We start from the raw sequence: 24,836 nt of genomic DNA, 5'->3' as shown, positions 1-24,836 counted from the left end.
ATGTTTGTACATATTGCTATGAACACTCACTATCTCTAGTGAAACTAGATTTAGTAAATCATGCATTGAGATTTAAATCGTTTTCGATTAACTCAATACCTGTGAGTGTCCACACAGATTTCTTGTTTTATCTTGTTAAAGAACGTTTGCCTCATACTGGAGTCCAGCGGGCTAGGGCTGCGTATTCTACGCTTCTCCCTGTCGGCGTCAAGCGCTTTTTTCAAAAGATTTTTAAGTGGTTAATTACTGTGCTTTCGCGCTGTAACTACCGGCTTAAAAACTCGAACCGCTTATCACCTTGACTCGACATTCGTTACCTACTCACTTGGTAAGTAGCGCCGTTTGCCGTGTCAGTGGGAGCGCATTATAGGGAGCCAAATCTTTTGCGCAAGGGCTTTTTCCAAAAAAAAGATCGCATGCCGATCTTTTAGGCAATTGCGATCTTTTTCGTATGATTTGCGGCCAATATTGCCGTGTTTTACTGTTTTTGAGTCTCTGACGCGATAAAGCTCTCGATCAATTTCACCGCTTTCTCATCATCCCAGTCGACAAATGTTCTGACGAAAGCAATCAATTCGCCCTGCTGATTGAGAATAAAGGTCGCCGGAATCGTATCTAAGGGGAAGACCTGACCCAGCTGCTGCTGTGGATCATAGTAAGTCTCGAACTTATCCATCCCCAGAGAGGCCAGGAAGGGTTCAACCTTCTCCTTGCCATTCATATCGATCGATATCGGCAGGACACGAAACTGTTTAGGATCGAATTTGCCTTTGAATCGATCTATGGCTGGCAGCTCACGCACACAGGGGGGACACCAGGTGGCCCACATGTTGACCATTACTACCTGGCCGCGATACTGACTAAAGTCAATCGACTTCCCCTGGGCATCCCTAAAGGGCACAGGATCTATGGGATAGGCTTTTGGCAACACGTTGATCAGATCGACACTCGACTGCACCTCACCGCCTTGCTTCTTCTGCATGCCGGGATAGGCTTGCACACTGGCGGCATATCCGCCTAAGGCGAGAGCCGCCGACAGCAGCGCCGTGGCTAACTTTGACTTCATTTATCGTCTCGCTTGAGCAGTCTATCCAACTCGGCTTGCTCCTCGGCGCTGATCTCCTGATCGACGGCATTGCTGATTCGCTGCTGTCTAACGAAGATAAAGCCGATCACTAAGCCCACTAGCAATAGCGCGATTGGCCCTAGCCATAGGATGTAAGTCTTAGCTTCCATGCGTGGCTTATAGAGGACGAACTCGCCATAACGGCTAGTCATGAACTCGATAATCTCTTCGTCGCCCTTACCGGCATCGACCATTTGATACACTTCGAGTCGCAGATCTTGCGCCACAGGTGAATTGGAATCGATCAGGTTCTGGTTTTGACACTGAGGACAACGCAGCGAGTGAGCCAGTTCGAGGGCTCGTTTCTGGTTATCTACCGACTTAAACTCATAGGTATCCACTGGGGTCGCCATCGCGGCGCCCACCAGCGAGAAAGATAACAGTATTGCGGTAATAAACCCGACTAAGGTCTTCATTAAGATGCTCCCTCAGCTTTAGCCTGAGCCTGTAACTCTTGAATCATGGGGTAGAGTGTCTCATTCCAGACTCGCATATCGATAGGACCGGCATAACGGAAGCGGATGATACCGTTGTGATCCACCAGATAGCTCTCGGGCGCACCGTAAACTCCAAGATCCAAACCTAAACGTCCGTCATGGTCAAAGATATTCTTGGTGTAAGGATCGCCCTCGCGGCTCAGCTCACGGATCGCCATGGCACGCTCGTCACGATAGTTGATGCCATAGATAGGCAAGATGTTCTGTCTTGCCAAACGCATCAGGTAAGGATGCTCATACTTACATGAAGGACACCAGGTGGCCCACACGTTTAGCAATGAAACCTGACCCTTGATGCTGTCATTGGTAATGATCTCATTGGCATCTTCAAGCTTTTGCAGTTGGAAAGCCGGCACCGGCTTTCCTTCTAATGCAGAATCCAGCTGCTGCGGATTCAGGAAGAGTCCCTTATAGAGGAACACCCCCATCACCAAAAACAGAATCAAAGGAATAAATAATACTAGCCTTTTCTTCATACTTGCCCCAATTCAAGTTATGCGGTTGCTAATTTTGCTTGTTTGGCTTTTTCGCCGGCAGTTTCGGTCGCCTTGGCTCTGCGGTAACGCTTATCAGACGCGGCGAACAGACCGCCTACCATCATGAAGATGCTACCGAACCATAACCAGCGCACGAATGGCTTGTAGTTCAGACGCACGGCAAACTCGGTACGGCTGATAGGATCGCCCATGGTGATATAGAGATCGCGGAACAGCCCCCAATCGATGCCCGCCTCTGTCATATCCATGGTACGTACGTTGTACTGACGACGATCAGGTTTAAGCAGAGTAATGAACTCACCGTCTTTGGTCACTTCGACCTGACCCTGCTGGGCGGTATAGTTAGGACCGACAACATTCTTAGTCTCGATGTAGTGGAAGCTATAGCCCGCCAGCTCCTGGGTGATACCAGGGCCCATGCGAACACTCTTCTCGATCGAGTAGTTAGACACCATGGTGGCGCCGACCACAGAAACCGCGATACCTAAGTGAGCGATGATCATACCCAGCTGGCTGCGCCCCATACGCGCCAGGCTGAGACCATCTTTAGACTGCATGATGTCGTAGGCGGCGCGCAGCGTAGCAACTGTTACCCAAGCGGCCAGGCCAATACCGAACATCACCCAAGCATTAAACTTGCCGTCCACCAGGAAAGGCGTCGCCACACCGATAACAGCAGAGACGATGGCAGGCACCAGCAGCTTGGCCCTGAGTTCACCTGCCTTAGCACGCTTCCAGCGGATGCTAGGGCCAATACCCATGAAGGCAAACAGCACGAGTGCAATCGGCACGAATACCGCGTTGAAGTATGGTGGGCCTACAGAGATCTTACCCATGTTGAGGGCATCGATCAGCAGTGGGTAGAGTGTGCCCAGCAGCACGGTACCACAAGCTACGGTAAGCAGGATGTTACCTACCAGCAGCATGGTTTCTTTCGACATCAGCTCGAAACGCGCAGGGCTCTTCATATCGCTTGCGCGGAAGGCAAATAGCGTCAGCGATCCGCCGATGGCGAGACCCAGCAGCAAGAGGATAAACATACCACGGCTAGGATCCGCCGCGAATGAGTGCACCGAAGTCAGTACACCTGAACGAACGATAAAGGTGCCTAGCAGACTCAGAGAGAATGCGAAGATAGAGAGGAGTACCGTCCAGTTACGGAAGGTTGCACGCTTCTCGGTCACGATCACTGAGTGCAGCAGAGCTGTACCGATCAGCCAAGGCATGAATGACGCGTTTTCGACGGGATCCCAGAACCACCAGCCGCCCCAGCCTAGCTCGTAATATGCCCACCAAGAACCGAGCGAGATACCGCCGGTCAGGAAGATCCACGCAGCCAGGGTCCAAGGACGGCTCCAACGTGCCCATGCAGAATCGAGACGTCCGCCCATGAGAGCGGCAATAGCGAAGGCAAAACTCACCGAGAAGCCAACATAACCCAGGTACAGCATAGGAGGGTGGAAGATGAGTCCCACGTCCTGCAGCATAGGGTTAAGGTCGCGTCCCTCCATAGGAATCGGGAACAGGCGCTCAAATGGGCTAGAAGTCAGCAGCATGAAGAGACAGAAGCCTATTACTATCATCGCCAGAATAGCGAGTACGCGAGCGGTAAAGACCTCTTCTAACCCCTTACTGAAGAAGGCAACCGCAGCCGTCCAGACTGACAAGGCAAACACCCAGAAGAGTAAGGAGCCTTCATGGCCACCCCATACGGCAGCGATCTTGAAGAAGATCGGCAGCTGAGAGTTTGAGTGGTGTGCAACATAGGCTACAGAGAAATCGTCGACGGCAAAACTATAACCCAGGACGATGACGGAGAGAGCGATAAAGAAAAACATGCCGTAACTCAACGGCCAGGCATAACGCACCAGATATTGATCTTTGCGAGCAACACCGATTAAGGGGACGCTGGCCAATAGAAAGGCGAATGCCAATCCTATTATCAACGAAAAGTGTCCTAATTCAGGGATCATGGGGTTTCCTCAGTCCTATATGAGAACTAGCCGAAGCATTAGCTTCGCCTAATTCACCAGAGTTTGCAATTCACACAACTCAAGGTACAAAATTTGAGTCATTTTAGTATTTGCTATTGTATCTGTCTGCCTCTTTCGCACAATTCTGGGTGACCTGTCTCATTCTTGCGAACAGAAACGCAGGGTTACAATTGTTATAAACTGGCAGATTTTATGCTCTGACCCTTGTTTGAAACTTAAGTTTCAGCCAATTTTTGAAAATAGAATCGAACTGTGAACCAGTGCAAAAGTATCAGTATTTAACGGCTGGAAACCCTTATATTACTGTTCAATGAATAATCTTTCCGTATAATCTGATCCCTATATCGCGCGGCATCCCCGCATTCCTGCAACTAATGTGAAAAAGAAATAATGACCACACTCTGGATTTTTATTGCGCTTTTTGTATTAGTCAGCCTAGTGCTGATTTGGTTTCCACACTTCCGCCAGCAAAAGATGCTGCAGGCCGAAGAAGCCGGTGTGCGTAAGGCCACCAACCTCGAACTTTTTAACAATCGCCTGGCGACCCTGGAGAAGGAACTTGAGGATGAGCTGCTGGATCAAGATGAATTTAACGCGCTAAAGAAAGAGCTCGAGATCAGTCTGCTACAGGACATGAAACAGGGCGAAGATGAATCTCTGGTCGGTCAGATCAAGCCTAAGAGCCTACTCTGGCCAACATTGATGTCTGTGGTGGTGCTAGGTGTTTCTGGCTACTTCTATGCCAACCTAGGTGCCTATGCCAACCTGGACAAGGCGGTTCCCGACAATCCACACGCAGGAATGGATGCCGCCCAGATCATGACCCAGCGCATTCAGATGATGGAATCACAGCTGCAAGCCGAGCCAGAAAACAGCCAGCTGTTGTTTAGCCTTGGCCATGCCTACATCAGCGCCAACCGTTATGACGATGCGGTAAAAGCATTCGACAAGGCGATGGAGCTAGTGGGTACCCACGCCGAACTGCTTGGTCCTAAGGCCACGGCCATGTACTACAAGGCCAACCAAAGAATCACCCCTGCAGTACAGGCCATTATCGACCAGTCATTGGCATTAGATCCTGAAGATCCTTCTACCCTACTGCTTGTCGGTATGGATGCCTTCTTCAGCGCCCAATATAAGAAGGCGATCGATGCCTGGCAGATCATTCTCGACAGCGACAGAAGCGATGTGGACCGTAGCGCCATCATCAATGCCATCGAGAGCGCCAAGATGAGAATGCAAGCTGAAACTGGCGAGATGCCTAACGATGCGACTCATCAGCAGGCCAAGGCCACTACCGGTAAGACGGTAACCATAGATGTGTCTATCGCACCCGAGCTGGCAGAGAATGTCAGCGGTAGCGATATGCTGTTTATCTTTGCCCGTAACACTCAAGGCCCTAAGGTACCGCTAGCGGCGACTAAGGTATCGGCGAAATCTCTGCCTGTCTCTATCACCTTAGATGACAGCACCGGCATGGGCGGCGATATCAAGCTGAGCGATGCCAAACAAGTTGAAGTGATCGCCGTGCTCTCTAAGCATGGTTCGGTTAAGGCGCAGCCTGGCGATCTACAGGGCCGTCTGGAAACCATGGATGTGGGTTCAACCGCTAAGCTAGTGATTGATACTCTGGTGCAGTAATCTCGGTCCAATATTACCGATTCAATAAATCAGGTTCCGTATCGCACAGAAAAGCCGGCATTAGCCGGCTTTTTTATTGCTCACCTGTCTTGATCGCGAGAGCCTCTTTATTAAAAACTACTTAGCGATAGGCATAAAAAAACCGACCATAAGGTCGGCTTTTTTCAACGAAGTCAAATTACTTAGACATGAACTCGATAGCGTTCTTGTAATCTTCGTCGGTACAATCTGTGCACATACCACCTGGTGGCATAGCGTTCAGACCAGTCTTAACACTACCTACTAGTGCGTCTAGGCCTTTCGCTAAACGAGGCTCCCATGCAGCTGCATCATGAGCTTTAGGGGCACCGGCGACACCCATACTGTGGCATACATGGCATGCCTTGTTATATACAGCTTCACCTTCTTGTGCAAAAGTGTTTGCAGACAAGGTCAATGCAGCCACTGCAGACAATGCTAACAGTTTTTTCATGTTCAATGTTCCTAATGCAAATATTAACAGAGCTCTATGCCACCCTAAACTGGGGCAGACTTATTCTATAGCGGCCCTAGGATACATCAAACTTCAACAAATCTCACCTTTTTGTGATTAATATCAGAATTTGATGGTTCAACATGTTATAGGTGCCCGAGTTACCTGATACATTAGCAATTGTTGAAAAAGTTCAATCTCAATGACGAAAAGGTTTTACTTTTTGGAAGCATATCAAATTGCTGACACTAATCAGATAGCAAGACTAAACCCCTCAAGGGGATTATGTTAATATCGCTTATGTTTACATCAGGCTTGAGATAGAGGGTTCAGTGGTAGAAGAAAAAACAGCAACAACACTGGTATCAGCCGATAACTTGACTTGTATCCGCGAAGAGCGAATTCTCTTCGATGAGCTGAGCTTTGATATCCAAGCGGGTGAGATAGTTCAAATCGAAGGCCCTAATGGCGCCGGTAAAACCAGCCTGCTGAGGATCCTCGCCGGCCTGTCGCGTCCCTACGCCGGCGAAGCCAAGTACAAGGGTACTGACATCACCCGCTGCCGCGACGAATACAATGACGATCTTTTGTATTTGGGCCACCTTGCAGGTGTAAAAAGCGAGTTAACCGCAGAAGAGAATCTTAACTTCAATTTAAGAATCAGCGGGTATGATGATTTCGAAACCAACCAGATCCTCGCTAAGGTAAACCTGTCTGGCTTCGAGGAAGCCTTGGCCGGTCACTTGTCGGCGGGTCAACATCGTCGTACCGCCCTAGCCCGACTCTGGCATACCAACTGTAAGGTCTGGCTACTGGATGAACCATTTACTGCAATCGATAAGAAAGGCGTCGAAGAATTGGAACACCTGTTTTTACAACATGCTCAAAGCGGCGGCTGTGTCATCATGACCACCCACCAGGACATGAGCATTATCGGTGACGATATTCTCCGTAAGATTCGCCTCGATTACCGCTTTATTTAAAGGTGCAGTGAATGAATAAAGGTATCAGTTTCACCCAAGCGTTTTTCACCCTGCTTAGACGCGATCTTAAGATAGCAATTCGTCACAAGGGAGACATCTTTAATCCCTTGCTGTTTTTTATCCTGGTGGTCACCCTATTCCCGCTGGGCATTGGCCCCGAGCCTCAGGTACTGACTCGCGTAGCACCGGGGATCATCTGGGTAGCCGCCCTGCTGGCATCTATGCTGTCACTCGAGCGCCTGTTTAAGGCAGACTTTGTCGATGGCAGCCTGGAGCAGATGCTGCTCAGCCCACAGCCACTGTCACTCATGGTTCTGGCAAAAGTGCTGGCCCACTGGATATTGACCGGCGTACCACTGATTTTGGTTGCCCCGCTACTGGCCGTGCTGCTGCACCTGGAAGCCAACAGCTATGGCGCGCTGATGGCCACCCTGGCATTGGGCACGCCCGTACTCAGCCTGTTGGGCGCCATAGGAGTCGCACTCACCGTCGGCCTGCGTAAGGGCGGCGTGCTGCTTAGCCTGTTGATCCTGCCGCTTTACATACCGGTTCTAATTTTCGCAACCAGCGCCATCGATGCCGCTGGCCTAAATCTACCCTACAGCGGCCATCTCGCTATCATAGGCGCTATGCTGGTCGGTTCGTTAATATTGGCACCTTTTGCAATTGGTGCCTCATTAAGAGTGAGTACTAACTAATATGTGGAAATGGCTACATTCTTACGCAGACCCTCAAAAAGCCTACAACCTCTCTGGCAGGCTATTGCCTTGGTTTGCGACGCTTGCAATCGCGTTTATTGGTGTGGGTTCTATCTGGGGGCTGTTGTTTGCGCCGGTAGATTACCAGCAGGGTGACAGTTACCGCATCATCTTCATCCACGTACCCGCGGCTTCTATGTCGATGTCAGCCTACATGGCGATGGCAACCTCGGCCTTTATCGGCCTGGTATGGCAGATCAAGTCTGCCGACTGGGCAGCGGCGGCCATCGCGCCTATCGGTGCCGTTGTCACCTTTATCGCTCTGATCACTGGTGCTGCCTGGGGTAAGCCTATGTGGGGCACCTGGTGGGTGTGGGATGCTCGCCTGACATCTGAACTTGTGTTGCTATTCCTCTACCTGGGTGTGATCTCTCTGTACGCCTCTTTCGAAGATAAGGTACTCGCCGCTCGTGCCGCCGGTATTCTGGCCATCGTGGGCGTGATCAACATTCCTATCATCAAGTACTCGGTAGAGTGGTGGAACTCACTACACCAGCCTGCGACTATCAAGATCACCGAGAAGTCATCTATGGCACCTGAGATGTTATATCCACTGCTGATCAACATCTTCGGTTTCGGCCTGATGATAGGCGCTATCACGCTTATTCGTTTCAGAGCCGAGATACTTGCCAGAAACGGTATGCGTCCCTGGGTGAGGGAACTCGCGCAAGCTGAAGGAGTCAAATAATGCAGTTCGATTCATTAGCAGATTTTTTTAACATGGGTGGCTACGCCTTTTATGTGTGGCTATCTTACGGCATAACCGCCTTCGCACTGGGTACCTTAATCGTGGTGAGCCTGCGCCAGAAGCGCAAGATCCTTACCGAGATATCCAAGAAGATGCAACGCGAAGAACGCCTCAAAGCCAACCGGAGTAAAGAACAGTGAACGCCAGACGAAAGAAAAGACTCGCCTTAGCAACCGCCCTGATTGGTGGCGTAGCCGCCATCGCGTCCTTGCTACTTTATGCGCTCAATTCAAACTTGAACCTTTTCTATACCCCAACAGAGATTGTTCACGGTAAGAAAGATACAGGCGTTAAGCCAGAAATCGGTCAACGTATTCGTGTCGGTGGCATGGTCACCGTGGGTTCTCTGGTTCGCGATCCAGAAAGCCTACACGTTGAGTTTGCCGTACATGATGCCGCCGGTGGCGAAGTCATGGTGACCTATGACGACCTATTACCGGACCTCTTCCGTGAAGGACAAGGTATCGTCGCCCAGGGCGTGCTGATCGAAGGCGGTAAGCTGGAAGCGACCGAAGTATTGGCGAAGCATGACGAAAACTACATGCCGCCAGAAGTTGCCGAAGCCATGGGCCAGACCCACGAGAAACTCGAATACGACTCTTCACAGAAAACCGGTTACTAGACCGCATATTCTTAGTGTGAAAAGCTAAAGGCCTCAATTGAGGCCTTTTTTATTGCCTGTGCACTACTTAGGAGCAAAATCGACTATAACTATGTAAAAGACTTTGGGGTTATAGCTTTTAGGAAATTCCATCAATGCGCATACTTGCCTGTCTCTTACTACTCTGGGCCAGCCTACCCGCATCGGCCGCCAGGCTGATGTTCATCCACAGCTATCATGAAGGCTATCCATGGGTACAGGATTATCGCCAGGCGATATTGGAAAACCTTAGCGAGCCCACTAAGATGACTGAGCTTTTCCTCGACTCCAAGCGTCTCCCACGCAATGCCTTTGTCAAACGCGCTGATGACGCCTGGGAAGCAATTAAACGCGATAAGCCAGACATCATCATACTCGCCGACGACAACGCCATCTCACTGCTTAGCGAGCGCATCGCGACCACCAAGACCCCTGTGGTATTTCTCGGTCTCAATACTAATCCCAGAGATCATGGCCTGCCGGCCTATCGGCAATTTACCGGTATACTCGAGCGTCCGCTGTTCAAACGCTCCCTACTCTTGGTCGACTGCCTGCTGCCAGGTAATGAGGCCAAGAAGCTTTTGATCCTTTCAGACAATAGCGCGACCTCCCGTGCCGCTTTCAGCCCGATTAGCGCCGACTTTAAGCCGATCAGGATAGGCAAGCTGACCATAGCCTTCACCCTGACTAATTCTGCCGAAGAGTGGAAGCAGGCAGTGATCGGTGCCAAGAAAGCTGGATATCAAGGGATATTTACCGGGCTCTACCATACCCTAACCACGAGCGGTAGTGACTATCTGGAGGCGAGTGAGATCATTGCGTGGACGGCTGAGCATTCCCCCATCCCCCATTTCGGCTTCTGGGATTTTACCGTTGGCAGACATGCCAACCCCGGCGGTTATGTGCTTAACGGCTATGAACATGGCCTGCTGGCCGCTAAATTGATTAATCGACTGTTAGCCGGCGAGCAAGCCAGCAGTTTAGGTTATATCAGTGACAGTAAGGGGGCGTTTCGATTCAGCCTGTCGGGCGTAGCCAAATGGCATCTTTCGATCCCTAAAGAGATCGCCGAGAAGGCAGATTGGGTGGAATAGATTTGCGGCAATAAAAAAGCCGGGCAATGCCCGGCTTTTTACAATGAACTTAAGTGTTACTCAGCAGCTTCTTCAACAGCTTCAGCAGCTTCTGGACGACCTACTAGTTCGATATACGCCATAGGCGCCTTATCACCAGTACGAAGACCGCACTTAAGAATACGGGTGTATCCACCAGGACGTTCCTGGTAGCGTGGACCCAATTCATTAAATAACTTACCTACGACTTCAGCGTCGCGAGTACGTGCAAATGCCAAACGACGGTTTGCAACACTGTCACTCTTAGCAAGTGTTATTAGAGGTTCAACTACGCGACGCAATTCTTTCGCCTTAGCTACAGTAGTCTTGATCACTTCGTGACGGACTAATGAGCTTGCCATGTTACGGAACATAGCTTGACGATGACTGCTGTTACGGTTTAGTTGACGACCACTCTTACGATGGCGCATGACCTAATCCTTATTACCTAAATCTGTACAAACTAGGACTTATAGGTCGTCTGCTAAACTGGCTGGAGGCCAGTTTTCTAGACGCATACCTAGTGAAAGTCCGCGAGAAGCCAACACATCCTTAATTTCGGTAAGAGACTTCTTACCCAAGTTAGGCGTTTTAAGTAGCTCAACCTCAGTACGCTGTACCAGATCTCCGATGTAATGAATCGCTTCGGCTTTCAAACAGTTAGCCGAACGTACAGTTAGCTCTAGATCGTCGACAGGACGCAACAGAATTGGGTCGAACTCTGGTTTCTCTTCTTTCTGCTCTGGCTCAGTGACATCACGAAGCTCAACAAACGCATCCAGCTGTTCAGCCAGGATGGTCGCAGAACGACGAATCGCTTCCTCAGGATCGATAGTACCGTTAGTGGTCATATCGATAACGAGTTTGTCCAAGTCAGTACGCTGTTCAACACGTGCTGCTTCAACATTGTAAGCAATACGCGCGACAGGTGAGAAAGATGAATCCACTAGCAGACGGCCAATTGGGCGATCGTCGTCTTCAGTTTGTGCACGAGCCGAAGCTGGTACATAACCACGACCACGCTCAACGCGGATACGCATGCTAATGTCATTGTTACCAGTCAGATGACAGATAACATGATCAGGATTCATAATAGTAACATCACCATCGTGCGTGATATCTGCTGCGGTAACAGGGCCTGCGCCTGACTTGCTTAATGTAAGCATAGCCTCGTCTTTACCCTCGATAACCACTGCTAAACCTTTAAGGTTTAGTAGGATCTCTAGGATATCCTCTTGTACGCCTTCCTTGCTGCTGTATTCGTGCAGTACACCATCAATCTCGACTTCGGTAACCGCGCAGCCGGGCATAGACGACAATAGGATACGACGCAACGCGTTACCTAGAGTATGACCAAAACCACGCTCAAGCGGCTCCAGTGTAACCTTGGCACGTGTTGGGTTAACCTGCTCGATATCAACGAGACGCGGTTTAAGAAATTCTGTAACAGAACCCTGCATTGTGTCCTCTCTTGTTTATTAGCTTTACTTAGAGTAAAGCTCGACGATCAGCTGTTCGTTAATATCCGCAGATAAATCGCTACGCTCAGGCAGACGCTTGAAAGCACCTTCCATCTTAGCGGCATCTACTTCAACCCATGTTGGCTTTTCGCGCTGAGAAGCAACCTCTAGAGCAGCTTTAATACGAGCTTGCTTTTGAGACTTCTCACGAACGCTAATTACATCATTCGCAGACACTTTGAATGATGGAATATTAACAACGCGGCCGTTTACCATAATTGACTTATGGCTAACTAGCTGACGTGCTTCAGCACGGGTAGCACCAAAACCCATACGATAAACAACGTTATCTAAACGAGTTTCCAAAAGAGTAAGCAGGTTTTCACCAGTGTTACCTTTTAGACGTGCAGCGTCTTTGTAGTAGTTACGGAATTGCTTTTCAAGCACACCATAAGTACGACGAACTTTTTGTTTTTCGCGCAGCTGAACGCCGTACTCAGACAAACGAGCTTTACGAGCGCCGTGTTGTCCAGGTGCAGCTTCAAGCTTACACTTCGAATCAATTGCTCTCACACCGCTTTTCAGGAAAAGGTCAGTACCTTCTCGGCGAGTGAGCTTGAGCTTTGGACCCAAGTATCTTGCCATGTTCTTTCTCCAACTATCCTATTAAAAACGGGGCGATTACACGCGACGTTTCTTAGGAGGACGACAACCATTATGAGGGATCGGCGTCACATCGGTAATGTTGGTTATCTTGTAACCAACCGCGTTCAGCGCTCGAATAGCTGACTCACGTCCTGGACCTGGACCCTTCACGAAAACTTCAAGGTTTTTAACACCGTAGTCCTGAGCAGCAACACCTGCGCGCTCAGCAGCTACCTGTGCAGCGAATGGGGTAGATTTACGTGAACCACGGAAACCTGAACCACCAGAAGTTGCCCAAGAAAGTGCATTACCTTGACGATCTGTAATGGTGATAATGGTGTTGTTGAAAGATGCATGGATATGAGCCATGCCATCAGCAACCTGTTTACGTACGCGCTTGCGCGTTGAACGTGACGGAACTTTAGCCATATTGGTTTACCTTCCCGTTACTTTCTAATTGGCTTACGTGGACCTTTGCGAGTACGCGCATTGGTCTTGGTACGTTGCCCACGAAGGGGCAGGCTACGACGGTGGCGGAGACCACGATAACAACCAAGGTCCATCAGACGCTTGATGTTCATAGAGATCTCACGACGCAAGTCACCTTCTACAATGTATTTAGCAACTTCTTCGCGTAGTGTGTCTATTTGAGCTTCGCTCAATTCCTTGATCTTAGCATCTTCAGCAATTGAAGTAGCCGCGCAGATTTGTTGTGCGCGAGTTAGTCCAATACCATAGATAGCAGTCAATGCAATGACTGTGTGCTTCTGATCAGGAATGTTAATGCCAGCGATACGGGCCACTATGCACTCCTCATAAGTTAAAGGCCATCTGTGAAAAGCCCGGTAGGATACTCGACAGATGACGATTTTGCAAATAATATTTTGACCAGCTCAGAAACTGAGCTGGTCAAAAAGTTTTTAGCCTTGACGCTGTTTGTGTTTTGGTTCAACACAGATAACGCGTACAACGCCGCTACGCTTTACGATCTTGCAGTTACGGCAGATCTTCTTCACGGAAGCTCGAACTTTCATTTCATCACTCCGTAAAGCTACTTAGCGACCAAAGCGATCTAAGTTCGCTTTATTCACTAGGTTAGCTTTCTTCATCACAGACTCATACTGATGTGACATCATATGGGTCTGAACCTGAGCCATGAAGTCCATGATCACGACTACCATAATTAGTAGTGAAGTACCGCCAAAATAGAACTGTACTTTCCACGCGATTAACATGAACTCCGGAATTAAACAGATAAAGGTAATATACAATGCACCGGCCAGTGTTAGGCGAGTCATTACTTTATCTATATATCGCGAAGTCTGTTCTCCAGGACGGATCCCGGGAATAAACGCACCACTCTTCTTCAGGTTGTCTGCTGTTTCACGTGGATTAAATACCAACGCAGTATAGAAGAAACAGAAGAAGATAATCGCTGTTGCATACAACAATGAGTAAAGCGGCTGACCTGGCGATACTGCAAGTGAAAAATCACTTAACCAAGACAAGCCTTCATTCTGACCAAACCACTGAGCTAGTGTGCCTGGGAACAAAATGATGCTTGACGCAAAGATTGGTGGAATCACACCTGCCATGTTGACCTTAAGCGGTAAGTGAGTGCTCTGCGCGGCAAACACCTTACGGCCCTGCTGACGCTTAGCATAGTTAACAACGATACGACGCTGTCCACGCTCAACAAACACAACAAAATAGGTCACAGCAAATACGATCACTGCAATCAACAATAATACTAGTACGTTCAAGTCGCCTTGACGCGCCTGCTCGGCCGTTTGGCCGATAGCAGAAGGTAGACCGGCTACAATACCTGCGAAAATAAGAATCGAGATACCGTTACCTATGCCTCGTTCGGTGATCTGCTCACCCAGCCACATGAGGAACATGGTTCCTGTGACCAAACTCACTACAGCAACGAAGTAGAAACCAAATCCAAGGTTTACAACTAAACCAGGGACCAGGTTTGGCAGACCCGTTGCGATACCGATCGCTTGGAATGTACCCAAGACCAGTGTGCCATATCGAGTATACTGACTGATCTTCTTACGTCCTGACTCGCCTTCCTTTTTCAGTTCGGCCAGAGCAGGATGTACCACAGTCAATAGCTGCATGATGATCGATGCCGAGATGTACGGCATGATACCAAGAGCAAAGATAGAAGCACGTTCAAGGGCGCCACCAGAGAACATGTTGAACATGCCTAAGATGGTACCCTTCTGCTGATTAAACAGCTCTGCTAATACAGCTGCGTCAATACCAGGAATTGGCACGAACGAACCGGCTCTAAAGACGATAATCGCACCAATCACGAACAGTAAGCGGGATTTCAATTCTGATAAACCGCCCTTCGCGCTTTTTAAATCAAGTCCTGGTTTTGCCATCGACGTATTATTCCTCGATCTTTCCGCCGGCAGCTTCGATAGCTGCACGTGCACCTTTGGTTACCTTCAGACCTTTAACGGTCACTGGGCGTTCAATGGTACCTGAAAGAACGACTTTAGCAAACTGTATGTTGCGAGTAACAAGATTCGCATCTTTCAGTGCATTCAAGTCGACAACATCACCGTTAACTTTAGCCAGTTCGCTTACACGAATTTCGGCAGTTACCATCGCTTTACGCGAAGTAAAACCAAACTTAGGCAAACGGATCTTAAGTGGCATTTGACCACCTTCGAAACCGACGCGAACACCGCCACCAGAACGTGACTTCTGACCTTTGTGACCGCGACCAGCAGTCTTACCTAGGCCAGAACCGATACCGCGACCTACACGCTTAGCTGCTGATTTTGCACCTGCAGCAGGTGATAGAGTATTCAATTTCATTGATTAATCCTCCACCTTAACCATGTAGTAAACCTTGTTAATCATACCGCGAACAGCAGGAGTATCTTCCAGCTCAACGGTGTGATTAATACGGCGTAGACCTAGACCGGTCAATGTGGCGCGATGCTTAGGCAGACGGCCAATTGAACTCTTAGTCTGAGTTACTTTTAATGTTTTAGTAGCCATGGTGCTTAACCTCGAATTTCATCAACATTGAGGCCACGCTTAGCTGCGATTTGAGCTGGTGACTTCATGTGCACCAACGCATCTACAGTTGCGCGAACGATGTTGATCGGGTTAGTAGAACCGTATGCTTTCGACAGAACGTTATGAACGCCTGCTACTTCCAATACGGCACGCATCGCACCACCGGCAATAATACCAGTACCTTCAGAAGCTGGTTGCATGTAAACACGCGAACCAGTGTGACGGCCCTTAACAGGGTGGTGCAAAGTACCATTTACAAGTTCAACAGAAACAATGTTACGGCGAGCCTTTTCCATTGCTTTCTGGATAGCGGCAGGTACTTCACGCGCTTTACCATAGCCATAGCCGACTTTACCGTTACCGTCACCCACTACAGTCAGTGCAGTGAAGCTAAAGATACGTCCGCCTTTAACTACTTTAGAAACACGATTTACTGCAACTAACTTCTCTTGCAGATCGTCTTTTTGTGGAGCTTCAAATTTAGCCATTTTTAATCATTCCTTAGAACTGTAGGCCAGCTTCACGAGCAGCGTCTGCCAAGGCAGCTACGCGTCCGTGATACTTAAAGCCGGAACGATCGAATGCAACTACAGTTACGCCTTTCTCGATAGCACGCTCAGCAATAGTCTTACCTACTGCTTTAGCCGCTTCTACGTTACCTGTGTATTTAAGCTGCTCTGATACCGCTTTTTCAGCAGTAGAAGCTGCCGCCACAACTTGCGCGTTGGCATCAATAACCTGTGCGTATGTGTGACGTGGTGTACGATGTACAACCAGACGGTTAACGCCCAGCTCTTGGATCTTCTTACGAGCGCGAGTCGCGCGGCGTAAGCGAGATGTTTTCTTATCCATATCGCGTTACCTACTTCTTCTTAGCCTCTTTACGGCGTACTTGTTCATCAGCATAGCGAACACCCTTGCCTTTGTAAGGCTCTGGTGGACGGTAGCCACGAATTTCTGCTGCAACCTGACCAACAAGCTGCTTATCAGTACTCTTAAGTACGATTTCAGTTTGTGATGGACACTCTGCAGTTACGCCGTCAGGAAGCTGGTGTACTAGAGGATGTGAGAAACCTAGAGTCAGGTCGATACCGTTACCAGCAATCTTTGCACGGTAACCAACACCAACTAGAGTCAGCTTTCTTTCGAAACCTTCGTTAACACCAACAACCATGTTGTTGATTAGTGCTCGAGCTGTACCAGCTTGTGCAGCGCTAGTCACGCCTTCAGCTGGAGAACACTTAATTTCGTTGTTTTCAACAACAACAGAAACGTCAGCGTTGATTACTCGAGTCAAACTACCTTTAGCACCTTTTACGGTGATAGTTTGTTCGTTTAAAGTCACTTCTACGCCTGCAGGGATAGCGACTGGTGCTTTTGCGACACGAGACATTGCTAGCTCCTTATGCTACGTAGCAGATAACTTCTCCACCCATGCCTTGTTGGCGGGCGGCACGATCAGTCATCAAACCTTTAGAAGTGGACACGATTGCGACACCCAGACCGCCCATCACCTTTGGTAGTTCGTTTTTACCTTTGTAAATACGAAGACCAGGACGACTTACGCGCTGGATAGTCTCAACGACTGGTTGGCCTTGGAAATACTTCAAAGTGATTTCCAAAACCGGCTTGGCTTCGCCTGCTACGGTGTAGTCAGTGATATAACCTTCTTCTTTAAGCGTCTGTGCGATAGCAACTTTCAGCTTAGCAGAGGGCATAGATACTGATACTTTGTTAGCAGCTTGGCCGTTACGAATGCGAGTTAACATATCCGCAATTGGATCTTGCATGCTCATATTAGCTTACTCCGTGACAAGTATTACCAGCTGGCCTTACGCAGACCAGGAACTTCACCACGCATGGTAGCTTCACGCAATTTGATACGGCTTAGGCCGAACTTGCGTAGGAAACCATGTGGGCGACCAGTTTGACTACAACGATTACGCTGACGCGCAGCACTTGAGTCACGTGGTAGACCTTGCAGCTTAAGAACTGCATCCCAACGATCTTCATCAGAAGTAGTTGGATTGCTAATGATAGCCTTAAGAGCTAGACGCTTTTCAGCATACTTAGCCACGAGCTTGGCACGTTTTGCTTCACGTGCTTTCATTGAACTTTTTGCCATTTCGCTACCCTTATTTCTTGAATGGGAAGTTAAAGGCGTCTAATAAAGCACGGCCTTCTTCGTCATTCTTCGCAGTAGTAGTGATAACAATATCCATACCGCGGATCTTATCGATCTTATCGTAATCGATTTCCGGGAAGATGATTTGCTCACGTACACCCATTGCGTAGTTACCACGTCCGTCGAACGACTTAGCGCTCAGACCACGGAAGTCGCGGATACGCGGGATTGCGATATCAACTAAACGCTCAAGGAATTCCCACATGCGTTCACCACGCAGGGTAACCTTGCAGCCGATCGGGTAGCCATCACGGATTTTAAAACCAGCAACTGATTTACGAGCAACAGTTACAACTGGCTTTTGACCAGCGATAGCAGTCATGTCACGAAGCGCGTGCTCCATAACTTTTTTATCTGCTACAGCTTCGCCAACACCCATGTTAAGGGTGATTTTCTCAATCCGAGGGACTTGCATGACACTGGTATAACCGAACTTCTTAGAAAGCTCAGCGATAACAGTCTCTTTATATTTATCATGCAGTTTCGCCATCGTTTACTCCAATTACTTAACGAGTTCACTGTTCGACTTAAAGAAACGGACTTTTTTGCCGTCTTCAAATCGGAAACCAACGCGATCAGCTTTGCCAGTGGCAGAGTTGAAAATCGCTACATTTGATGCTTGTATTGGCGCTTCTTTCTCAACGATACCACCAGTCACACCCATTTGTGGGTTAGGCTTCTGGTGCTTCTTGATCAGATTGATGCCTTCTACAATTAATTTACCAGTTGGTAAAACTCGAGAAACCTTACCGCGTTTACCCTTGTCTTTACCTGCTAGTACAATTACTTCGTCTTCACGACGGATTTTAGCTGCCATTTTGAAGCTCCTTACAGTACTTCTGGTGCCAGAGAAACAATTTTCATAAATTGTTCTGTACGCAGTTCACGCGTCACTGGTCCAAAGATACGAGTACCAATCGGTGCAAGGTTTGCGTTTAGCAATACCGCTGCATTGCGATCGAAGCGAATGACAGAACCATCTGGACGACGTACGCCTTTCTTAGTACGGACTACCACCGCGTTATACACGTCACCTTTCTTCGCTTTACCGCGAGGAATTGCTTCTTTTACAGAAACCTTGATGACGTCGCCGATACCGGCATAACGACGATGAGAGCCACCCAAGACCTTAATACACTGAACTCTACGAGCGCCACTGTTACAGGCGACTTCTAGAGTCGATTGCATTTGGATCATTTTAAGTGCTCCGCTATCGTTACTTCACTAATCCCATATTTGGGGCATTTTTAAACCATTCTAGACCAAATAACGTCTAAAATGGCGCGCAAGTATAACACCGCAAAATAGGAATAGATAGTATTAAAAATAAAAACGGCCCCAAATCTAGGAGCCGTTTCGCTAATCACCTAATTAAATTAGGCTTTTGTTACTACTTCAACCAGAGTCCAAGACTTAGTCTTAGACAGCGGACGGCATTCGCGAATAGTCACGATATCGCCAGCATTACACTGATTTGTTTCGTCATGTGCATGGATCTTAGTAGTACGCTTGATAAACTTCCCGTATAGAGGATGCTTAACCTTACGCTCAATAGCTACAGTGATAGACTTGTCCATCTTGTTGCTAAGTACACGACCTTGCAAAGTACGGATTTTATCAGTCATTATGCACCCGCCTTAGAAGTAATAATGGTCTTAACGCGCGCAATGTTACGACGCACGATTTTGAGCTGGTGAGTCTGAGTCAACTGACCAGTGGCGTGTTGCATACGCAGATTAAACTGCTCACGCAGCAGACCAAGCAGTTCAGCGTTCAGTTCTTCAACGCTCTTCTGAGTTAGTTCGCTCGCTTTCATTACATCACCGTCTTAGTTACGAAGGTAGTCTTAATAGGAAGCTTGGCAGCAGCAAGAGTGAAAGCTTCACGAGCCAACTCTTCTGATACACCATTCATCTCATAAAGAACCTTACCAGGTTGAATCTGGCAAACCCAGTATTCAACATTACCCTTACCTTTACCCATACGCACTTCAAGAGGCTTAGAGGTGATTGGCTTGTCAGGGAAAACGCGGATCCAAATTTGACCTTGACGTTTAATGTGACGTGTCATAGCACGACGCGCAGATTCGATTTGACGAGCAGTCAGACGGCCACGTCCAACAGCTTTCAAACCGAACTCACCGAAGCTTACTTCAGTGCCGTTCGCCAGACCGCGGTTACGGCCTTTGAACATTTTACGAAACTTCATTCGTTTTGGTTGCAGCATTGCCAGCTCTCCTATTTACCGCGAGGCTTACGCTTCGGCTGCTGTTTCGGCTCTTCTAGCGCAGGAACAACGCCGTCTAGAACTTCACCTTTGAAGACCCAAACTTTAACGCCGATCACACCGTATTGAGTGTGACTTTCTGCAGTAGAATAATCGATATCAGCACGCAGTGTATGTAGAGGCACACGACCTTCACGATACCACTCTGAACGCGCAATCTCAGCACCGCCTAAACGGCCGCTCACTTCAACTTTGATACCCTTAGCACCTAGACGCATTGCGTTCTGTACCGCGCGCTTCATAGCACGACGGAACATTACACGACGCTCTAGCTGAGAAGCGATGCCTTCGGCAACTAGCTTCGCATCTAGCTCTGGCTTACGGATTTCAGCGATGTTGATTTGAGCTGGAATACCAGTCAACTTAGCAACTTCGTTGCGCAGCTTTTCAACATCTTCGCCTTTCTTACCGATCACAACACCTGGACGGGCAGTGTGAATGGTAACGCGAACACTCTTAGCTGGACGCTCGATAACAATCTTAGAGACTGAGGCTTGCTTAAGTTTCTTTTCTAGAAACTTACGCACTTCCCAGTCGCTGCTTAGATTGTTGGCATAATCTGATTTATCAGCGTACCAAGTCGAGATCCAAGGCTTAGTGATACCCAGACGGATACCATTAGGATGTACTTTCTGTCCCATTGCTAACTCCTAGCGATCTGACACAACCACAGTGATGTGGCTGGTGCGCTTGATAATACGATCAGCACGGCCTTTAGCACGTGGCATGATACGCTTCATAGTTGGACCCTCGTCTACAAAGACTTTTCCAACTTTCAGCTCGTCAATGTCAGCACCTTCGTTGTGCTCAGCATTAGCGATAGCAGAGTCTAGTACTTTCTTAACAAGTACAGCTGCTTTCTTAGGGCTGAAAGTCAAAATTTCAAGAGCCTTAGCAACAGGCAGTCCACGAATTTGATCTGCAACCAAACGACACTTTTGAGGCGACGTACGGGCAAAACGATGTTTAGCTAAAACTTCCATCTCGAGTCTCCCGTATTAACGCTTCTTCGCTTTCTTATCAGCAGCATGGCCGCGATAAGTGCGAGTTGGTGAAAATTCACCAAGCTTGTGGCCGATCATCTCGTCAGTTACGAACACAGGTACGTGCTGACGACCATTATGGACAGCGATGGTCATTCCAATCATGTTAGGAATGATCATTGAGCGGCGAGACCAAGTCTTGATAGGCTTCTTGTCACCCGCTTCCATCGCTTTCTCTACCTTCTTCAGCAAGTGTAGGTCAATGAATGGACCTTTCTTGAGAGAACGTGGCATGGCGAATCCTCTTACTTTTTGTTACGACGACGTACGATGTACTTGTCGGTGCGTTTGTTACTACGGGTCTTATAACCCTTAGTTGGGACACCCCATGGAGTCACTGGGTGACGGCCACCAGAAGTACGGCCTTCACCACCACCATGTGGATGGTCTACTGGGTTCATTGCAACACCACGAACTGTTGGGCGTACGCCTCTCCAGCGCTTAGCACCTGCTTTACCCAACTGGCGTAGCATATGCTCGGCATTACCAACTTCACCTAATGTCGCGCGGCAATCTACTGGCACTTTACGCATTTCGCCAGAGCGAAGACGTAGAGTGGCGTATGCGCCATCACGAGCTACAACTTGTACGTAGGTACCTGCTGAACGAGCGATCTGAGCACCTTTACCAGGCTTCATTTCAACTGCGTGAACAACGCTACCTACTGGGATGTTGCGTAGTGGCAAAGCGTTACCCGCTTTGATTTCAGCATCGATACCAGACTGGATTTGATCACCAGCTTGCATGCCTTTAGCAGCAAGGATATAACGACGCTCACCATCAGCATACAAAACAAGTGCGATGTTAGCGGTACGGTTTGGATCATATTCCAAACGCTCTACTTTAGCAGGGATACCGTCTTTGTTGCGCTTGAAGTCAACAATACGGTAGTGCTGCTTGTGTCCACCACCTACGTGACGAACAGTAATACGACCGGTGTTGTTACGGCCACCGCTCTTAGCTTTTTTCGCCAACAGGCCAGCAAAGGGTTTACCCTTATGCAGATCGCTGTTCACCACTTTAACAACGTGGCGACGACCAGCAGAGGTTGGCTTACACTTAATAACTGCCATGATAATTCTCCTTTGCTTACTCAGCGCCGACGAAATCGATGTCAGCACCAGCAGCTAAAGTCACATAGGCTTTTTTCCAATCGCTACGACGGCCAGTACGGGCACCGTGACGCTTAGTCTTACCTTTGTTAACCAAAGTGCGAACTGAATCTACTTCAACTTCGAACAACTTAGCTACTGCAGCTTTAACTTCAGCTTTAGTCGCATCGATAGCTACACGGAAAACGACCGTGTTGTTATTTTCAGCGCAAACAGTACTCTTTTCAGAGATGTGTGGCGCTAGAATAACTTTTAGCAAACGTTCTTCGCTTATCATCCCAGCATCTCCTCGATTTGCTTAACAGCATCGGCAGTAACCAGTACTTTTTCGAACGCGATTAGGCTTACTGGATCGATACCAGCAACGTCGCGAACGTCAACTTTGTACAGGTTGCGTGCAGCTAAGAACAAGTTCTCGTCAATCTCTGGAGTAACAATTAATACGTCTTCCAGCTTCATGTCTTTCAGCTTAGCCTTCAACTCTTTAGTCTTAGGAGCTTCAACACCGAATGACTCAACAACAACAAGACGATCTTGACGTACTAATTCAGACAGAATGCTCTTAAGCGCTCCGCGGTACATCTTCTTGTTTACTTTTTGGCTGTGATCTTGGGTTTTAGCAGCGAATGAAACGCCACCGCCACGCCAGATTGGGCCTTTAACAGTACCAGCACGAGCACGGCCAGTACCTTTTTGGCGCCATGGCTTTTTGCCAGAGCCAGTTACTTCTGCGCGAGTCTTTTGAGCACGAGTACCCTGACGCGCGTTTGCAGCATATGCTACAACTACCTGATGAACCAGTGCTTCATTAAAGTCACGGCCGAAGGTAGTTTCGGAAACTTCAAGAGCACTCTGTGCGTCTTTCAATACCAATTCCATTACTATCTCCTCAGACCTAAGCTTTAACGGCAGGCTTGATGATCAGGTCGCCATTAGTAGCGCCTGGAACTGCACCCTTAACCAATAGCAGGTTACGCTCAGCATCTACACGTACAACGTCTAGATTCTGGGTAGTAACACGCTCTGCACCCATGTGGCCAGACATTTTCTTACCTTTGAAAACGCGACCAGGTGTTTGGTTTTGACCGATAGAACCGTTAGCTCTATGTGCCAATGAGTTACCGTGTGTTGCATCTTGAGTACGGAAGTTCCAACGCTTGATACCGCCTTGGAAACCTTTACCCTTTGATTGACCAGTAACATCAACTTTCGCTACGTCAGCGAAGATATCAACATTAAGCTCAGCACCTACTTCGATGCCTTCGCCTTCACCGTCAGCCAGACGCATTTCCCACAAACCACGACCAGCTTCAACGCCAGCCTTAGCAAAGTGACCTGCTTCTGGTTTAGTGATGCGATTAGCTTTTTTGGTACCAGTAGTAATTTGAAGTGCACGGTAACCGTCAGTTTCTAAAGTTTTCACTTGAGCAACGCGGTTAGCTGCAATTTCAATTACTGTTACAGGTATTGACGCACCATCTTCAGTGAAGATGCGAGTCATACCTACTTTACGACCGATAAGACCGATAGCCATCTCTCAAACCTCTTCTAAGGATCTCAATTAACCTAAGCTAATTTGAACGTCAACACCTGCCGCCAGATCTAGACGCATAAGTGCATCTACAGTCTTTTCAGTCGGCTCTACGATGTCAACAAGACGCTTATGAGTACGAAGTTCGTACTGATCACGCGCATCTTTATTAACGTGTGGAGAGATCAAAACGGTATAACGCTCTTTACGCGTTGGTAGTGGGATTGGACCACGTACCTGGGCGCCTGTGCGCTTAGCAGTTTCAACGATTTCCGCGGTAGATTGATCGATCAGACGATGATCAAATCCTTTGAGGCGGATACGGATTCTTTGGTTCTGCATTGACCAGAGCTCCTAAAATGGACACATAAAAAATCACCCTCTAGCTTCTTCCTTACTGGAAAAGCAGAGCGAGATGATTTAACCGTTCGACTCCAAATCGGAGTCGCTGTATTATTTTACGTCGGTTTCGAGAACCGACAAACTTCGCCTAATGGTTAAGGCGAGGGGCCATTATACTGATCTAAAGTTTAAGATCAAGCCCGTTGAACGAATTAACAGCAGTTATGCGTTAACTCTCAAAGTGGCGAGTATTATACTTATCCAGATCAGAAAAGCTAGCCCCCCTCTGCCAACAAATCGCCGGCAATAAAAAAGGCAGCCTAAGCTGCCTTTTTCAGTGTGTTTGTAAAATCAAATGCTATTAAGCGATGATCTTAGCTACAACACCAGCACCAACTGTACGGCCACCTTCACGGATAGCGAAACGTAGACCTTCGTCCATCGCGATTGGGCAGATCAGAGTAACAACCATCTTGATGTTGTCACCAGGCATTACCATTTCAACGCCTTCTGGCAGCTCGATAGTACCGGTTACGTCAGTTGTACGGAAGTAGAACTGTGGACGGTAGCCCTTGAAGAATGGAGTGTGACGACCACCTTCTTCTTTTGACAGTACGTATACTTCTGATTCGAACTGAGTGTGTGGAGTGATTGAACCAGGCTGAGCCAGTACTTGACCACGCTCAACTTCATCACGCTTAGTACCACGTAGTAGTACA

Annotated in this window: 40 protein-coding genes and 1 pseudogene; 7 read left to right on the top strand and 34 right to left on the bottom strand. The window is 48.3% G+C overall.

Translation table 11 applies throughout. The annotated features are described in order from the left end of the window. Nucleotides 1-478 precede the first annotated feature (478 nt). From AYI87_RS20580 to AYI87_RS20565, 4 genes are read right to left on the bottom strand one after another with little or no spacing between them, the layout of a single operon-like run. Nucleotides 479-1,066 carry a TlpA disulfide reductase family protein gene (locus AYI87_RS20580; RefSeq protein WP_144204448.1) on the bottom strand — a complete coding sequence of 196 codons (588 nt, stop codon included), beginning with the start codon at nt 1,064-1,066 and terminating at the stop codon, nt 479-481. After that, the gene (gene nrfF, locus AYI87_RS20575; RefSeq protein WP_144204447.1) at nt 1,063-1,542 is read right to left on the bottom strand and encodes a heme lyase NrfEFG subunit NrfF; all 480 of its coding nucleotides are present in this window, start codon (nt 1,540-1,542) and stop codon (nt 1,063-1,065) included. The genes AYI87_RS20580 and nrfF overlap by 4 nt, the downstream gene beginning before the upstream one ends. Beyond that, nucleotides 1,542-2,099 (bottom strand): DsbE family thiol:disulfide interchange protein, encoded by a 558-nt coding sequence (locus AYI87_RS20570; protein ID WP_144204446.1) that lies wholly within the window; start codon nt 2,097-2,099, stop codon nt 1,542-1,544. Before AYI87_RS20570 ends, nrfF begins: the two co-directional genes overlap by 1 nt. 17 nt (nt 2,100-2,116) lie before the next feature. Then, entirely contained in the window at nt 2,117-4,093 is a 1,977-nt protein-coding gene (locus AYI87_RS20565) for a heme lyase CcmF/NrfE family subunit (protein WP_144204445.1), read from the bottom strand. Between the two features lie 411 nt (nt 4,094-4,504). Between AYI87_RS20565 and ccmI the strand changes: the two genes are divergently transcribed. After that, nucleotides 4,505-5,755 carry a c-type cytochrome biogenesis protein CcmI gene (gene ccmI, locus AYI87_RS20560; protein WP_144204444.1) on the top strand — a complete coding sequence of 417 codons (1,251 nt, stop codon included), beginning with the start codon at nt 4,505-4,507 and terminating at the stop codon, nt 5,753-5,755. A gap of 178 nt (nt 5,756-5,933) precedes the next feature. Here ccmI and AYI87_RS20555 read toward each other — a convergent pair whose 3' ends face one another. Further along, nucleotides 5,934-6,227, bottom strand: a complete 294-nt coding sequence (locus tag AYI87_RS20555) for a c-type cytochrome (protein WP_041510725.1) — start codon at nt 6,225-6,227, stop codon at nt 5,934-5,936. A gap of 332 nt (nt 6,228-6,559) precedes the next feature. Here AYI87_RS20555 and ccmA point away from each other — a divergent pair, with 332 nt between their 5' ends. The 6 genes from ccmA to AYI87_RS20525 all read left to right on the top strand — a co-directional run bounded on the left by ccmA (nt 6,560) and on the right by AYI87_RS20525 (nt 10,450). Next, nucleotides 6,560-7,210, top strand: a complete 651-nt coding sequence (gene ccmA / locus AYI87_RS20550; protein ID WP_011863997.1) for a cytochrome c biogenesis heme-transporting ATPase CcmA — start codon at nt 6,560-6,562, stop codon at nt 7,208-7,210. An 11-nt stretch (nt 7,211-7,221) separates the two neighbouring features. Next, nucleotides 7,222-7,908 (top strand): heme exporter protein CcmB, encoded by a 687-nt coding sequence (ccmB, locus tag AYI87_RS20545; RefSeq protein WP_011863996.1) that lies wholly within the window; start codon nt 7,222-7,224, stop codon nt 7,906-7,908. Between the two features lies 1 nt (nt 7,909). Further along, a complete protein-coding gene (locus AYI87_RS20540; RefSeq protein WP_011863995.1) occupies nt 7,910-8,656 on the top strand; it encodes a heme ABC transporter permease in 747 nt (248 codons plus the stop codon). Beyond that, on the top strand, nt 8,656-8,856 hold the full coding sequence (gene ccmD / locus AYI87_RS20535; RefSeq protein ID WP_011863994.1) for a heme exporter protein CcmD: 201 nt from the start codon (nt 8,656-8,658) through the stop codon (nt 8,854-8,856). Before AYI87_RS20540 ends, ccmD begins: the two co-directional genes overlap by 1 nt. Then, nucleotides 8,853-9,338, top strand: a complete 486-nt coding sequence (gene ccmE, locus AYI87_RS20530; protein WP_144204443.1) for a cytochrome c maturation protein CcmE — start codon at nt 8,853-8,855, stop codon at nt 9,336-9,338. Before ccmD ends, ccmE begins: the two co-directional genes overlap by 4 nt. A gap of 134 nt (nt 9,339-9,472) precedes the next feature. Further along, on the top strand, nt 9,473-10,450 hold the full coding sequence (locus AYI87_RS20525; RefSeq protein ID WP_144204442.1) for an ABC transporter substrate-binding protein: 978 nt from the start codon (nt 9,473-9,475) through the stop codon (nt 10,448-10,450). A gap of 56 nt (nt 10,451-10,506) precedes the next feature. Here the strand turns inward: AYI87_RS20525 and rplQ are convergent, their stop codons facing one another. The 29 genes and pseudogenes from rplQ to tuf all read right to left on the bottom strand — a co-directional run. Continuing rightward, entirely contained in the window at nt 10,507-10,899 is a 393-nt protein-coding gene (gene rplQ / locus AYI87_RS20520) for a 50S ribosomal protein L17 (RefSeq protein ID WP_011863991.1), read from the bottom strand. A 39-nt stretch (nt 10,900-10,938) separates the two neighbouring features. After that, nucleotides 10,939-11,928: a DNA-directed RNA polymerase subunit alpha gene (locus AYI87_RS20515; protein ID WP_011863990.1), complete on the bottom strand. Its 990-nt coding sequence runs from the start codon at nt 11,926-11,928 to the stop codon at nt 10,939-10,941. Between the two features lie 24 nt (nt 11,929-11,952). Beyond that, nucleotides 11,953-12,573, bottom strand: coding sequence for a 30S ribosomal protein S4 (rpsD, locus tag AYI87_RS20510; RefSeq protein WP_011863989.1), 621 nt, complete (start codon nt 12,571-12,573; stop codon nt 11,953-11,955). 36 nt (nt 12,574-12,609) lie between these two features. Next, entirely contained in the window at nt 12,610-13,002 is a 393-nt protein-coding gene (rpsK, locus tag AYI87_RS20505; protein ID WP_011863988.1) for a 30S ribosomal protein S11, read from the bottom strand. A gap of 17 nt (nt 13,003-13,019) precedes the next feature. Next, complete coding sequence (gene rpsM, locus AYI87_RS20500) at nt 13,020-13,376, bottom strand: 30S ribosomal protein S13 (RefSeq protein ID WP_011863987.1); 357 nt, start codon at nt 13,374-13,376, stop codon at nt 13,020-13,022. A 117-nt stretch (nt 13,377-13,493) separates the two neighbouring features. Further along, nucleotides 13,494-13,607: a 50S ribosomal protein L36 gene (rpmJ, locus tag AYI87_RS20495; RefSeq protein ID WP_006083579.1), complete on the bottom strand. Its 114-nt coding sequence runs from the start codon at nt 13,605-13,607 to the stop codon at nt 13,494-13,496. A 21-nt stretch (nt 13,608-13,628) separates the two neighbouring features. Continuing rightward, nucleotides 13,629-14,969: a preprotein translocase subunit SecY gene (gene secY / locus AYI87_RS20490; RefSeq protein WP_144204441.1), complete on the bottom strand. Its 1,341-nt coding sequence runs from the start codon at nt 14,967-14,969 to the stop codon at nt 13,629-13,631. Nucleotides 14,970-14,976: 7 nt separating this feature from the next. After that, nucleotides 14,977-15,411 carry a 50S ribosomal protein L15 gene (gene rplO, locus AYI87_RS20485; RefSeq protein ID WP_011863985.1) on the bottom strand — a complete coding sequence of 145 codons (435 nt, stop codon included), beginning with the start codon at nt 15,409-15,411 and terminating at the stop codon, nt 14,977-14,979. A 3-nt stretch (nt 15,412-15,414) separates the two neighbouring features. Beyond that, nucleotides 15,415-15,597, bottom strand: coding sequence for a 50S ribosomal protein L30 (rpmD, locus tag AYI87_RS20480; protein WP_011863984.1), 183 nt, complete (start codon nt 15,595-15,597; stop codon nt 15,415-15,417). A 5-nt stretch (nt 15,598-15,602) separates the two neighbouring features. Then, nucleotides 15,603-16,106 (bottom strand): 30S ribosomal protein S5, encoded by a 504-nt coding sequence (gene rpsE / locus AYI87_RS20475; RefSeq protein ID WP_011863983.1) that lies wholly within the window; start codon nt 16,104-16,106, stop codon nt 15,603-15,605. Between the two features lie 13 nt (nt 16,107-16,119). Beyond that, nucleotides 16,120-16,470: a 50S ribosomal protein L18 gene (gene rplR, locus AYI87_RS20470; RefSeq protein WP_011863982.1), complete on the bottom strand. Its 351-nt coding sequence runs from the start codon at nt 16,468-16,470 to the stop codon at nt 16,120-16,122. A 10-nt stretch (nt 16,471-16,480) separates the two neighbouring features. After that, complete coding sequence (rplF, locus tag AYI87_RS20465; protein WP_011863981.1) at nt 16,481-17,011, bottom strand: 50S ribosomal protein L6; 531 nt, start codon at nt 17,009-17,011, stop codon at nt 16,481-16,483. 10 nt (nt 17,012-17,021) lie between these two features. After that, a complete protein-coding gene (gene rpsH, locus AYI87_RS20460; RefSeq protein WP_144204440.1) occupies nt 17,022-17,414 on the bottom strand; it encodes a 30S ribosomal protein S8 in 393 nt (130 codons plus the stop codon). A gap of 23 nt (nt 17,415-17,437) precedes the next feature. Continuing rightward, nucleotides 17,438-17,743 carry a 30S ribosomal protein S14 gene (gene rpsN, locus AYI87_RS20455; protein WP_011863979.1) on the bottom strand — a complete coding sequence of 102 codons (306 nt, stop codon included), beginning with the start codon at nt 17,741-17,743 and terminating at the stop codon, nt 17,438-17,440. A gap of 10 nt (nt 17,744-17,753) precedes the next feature. Then, complete coding sequence (gene rplE / locus AYI87_RS20450) at nt 17,754-18,293, bottom strand: 50S ribosomal protein L5 (protein ID WP_011863978.1); 540 nt, start codon at nt 18,291-18,293, stop codon at nt 17,754-17,756. Nucleotides 18,294-18,305: 12 nt separating this feature from the next. After that, nucleotides 18,306-18,620: a 50S ribosomal protein L24 gene (gene rplX / locus AYI87_RS20445; protein WP_011863977.1), complete on the bottom strand. Its 315-nt coding sequence runs from the start codon at nt 18,618-18,620 to the stop codon at nt 18,306-18,308. Nucleotides 18,621-18,631: 11 nt separating this feature from the next. Continuing rightward, on the bottom strand, nt 18,632-19,000 hold the full coding sequence (gene rplN / locus AYI87_RS20440) for a 50S ribosomal protein L14 (RefSeq protein ID WP_011863976.1): 369 nt from the start codon (nt 18,998-19,000) through the stop codon (nt 18,632-18,634). A 179-nt stretch (nt 19,001-19,179) separates the two neighbouring features. Then, entirely contained in the window at nt 19,180-19,428 is a 249-nt protein-coding gene (gene rpsQ / locus AYI87_RS20435; RefSeq protein ID WP_011863975.1) for a 30S ribosomal protein S17, read from the bottom strand. Next, a complete protein-coding gene (rpmC, locus tag AYI87_RS20430) occupies nt 19,428-19,619 on the bottom strand; it encodes a 50S ribosomal protein L29 (protein ID WP_011863974.1) in 192 nt (63 codons plus the stop codon). The genes rpsQ and rpmC overlap by 1 nt, the downstream gene beginning before the upstream one ends. Then, on the bottom strand, nt 19,619-20,029 hold the full coding sequence (gene rplP / locus AYI87_RS20425) for a 50S ribosomal protein L16 (RefSeq protein ID WP_011863973.1): 411 nt from the start codon (nt 20,027-20,029) through the stop codon (nt 19,619-19,621). Before rplP ends, rpmC begins: the two co-directional genes overlap by 1 nt. A gap of 11 nt (nt 20,030-20,040) precedes the next feature. Beyond that, complete coding sequence (rpsC, locus tag AYI87_RS20420) at nt 20,041-20,730, bottom strand: 30S ribosomal protein S3 (protein ID WP_011863972.1); 690 nt, start codon at nt 20,728-20,730, stop codon at nt 20,041-20,043. 9 nt (nt 20,731-20,739) lie between these two features. Continuing rightward, nucleotides 20,740-21,072 (bottom strand): 50S ribosomal protein L22, encoded by a 333-nt coding sequence (gene rplV, locus AYI87_RS20415; RefSeq protein ID WP_011863971.1) that lies wholly within the window; start codon nt 21,070-21,072, stop codon nt 20,740-20,742. Nucleotides 21,073-21,087: 15 nt separating this feature from the next. Further along, a complete protein-coding gene (rpsS, locus tag AYI87_RS20410) occupies nt 21,088-21,366 on the bottom strand; it encodes a 30S ribosomal protein S19 (RefSeq protein WP_011863970.1) in 279 nt (92 codons plus the stop codon). A gap of 11 nt (nt 21,367-21,377) precedes the next feature. Then, the gene (gene rplB, locus AYI87_RS20405) at nt 21,378-22,205 is read right to left on the bottom strand and encodes a 50S ribosomal protein L2 (RefSeq protein ID WP_011863969.1); all 828 of its coding nucleotides are present in this window, start codon (nt 22,203-22,205) and stop codon (nt 21,378-21,380) included. Nucleotides 22,206-22,221: 16 nt separating this feature from the next. After that, entirely contained in the window at nt 22,222-22,521 is a 300-nt protein-coding gene (rplW, locus tag AYI87_RS20400; protein ID WP_011863968.1) for a 50S ribosomal protein L23, read from the bottom strand. Then, the gene (gene rplD, locus AYI87_RS20395) at nt 22,518-23,123 is read right to left on the bottom strand and encodes a 50S ribosomal protein L4 (RefSeq protein WP_011863967.1); all 606 of its coding nucleotides are present in this window, start codon (nt 23,121-23,123) and stop codon (nt 22,518-22,520) included. Before rplD ends, rplW begins: the two co-directional genes overlap by 4 nt. Before the next feature lie 16 nt (nt 23,124-23,139). Beyond that, the gene (gene rplC, locus AYI87_RS20390; protein WP_011863966.1) at nt 23,140-23,778 is read right to left on the bottom strand and encodes a 50S ribosomal protein L3; all 639 of its coding nucleotides are present in this window, start codon (nt 23,776-23,778) and stop codon (nt 23,140-23,142) included. Nucleotides 23,779-23,805: 27 nt separating this feature from the next. Then, on the bottom strand, nt 23,806-24,117 hold the full coding sequence (rpsJ, locus tag AYI87_RS20385; RefSeq protein ID WP_011070616.1) for a 30S ribosomal protein S10: 312 nt from the start codon (nt 24,115-24,117) through the stop codon (nt 23,806-23,808). A 361-nt stretch (nt 24,118-24,478) separates the two neighbouring features. Then, nucleotides 24,479-24,836: pseudogene (gene tuf / locus AYI87_RS20380) on the bottom strand (elongation factor Tu); the annotation flags it as partial.

This window comes from Shewanella sp. KCT, assembly GCF_007636505.1.
Classification (GTDB): Bacteria; Pseudomonadota; Gammaproteobacteria; order Enterobacterales; family Shewanellaceae; genus Shewanella; species Shewanella halotolerans.
Note: the sequence above shows the minus strand (reverse complement) of the source record. Positions and strands in the feature narration are given on the sequence as shown.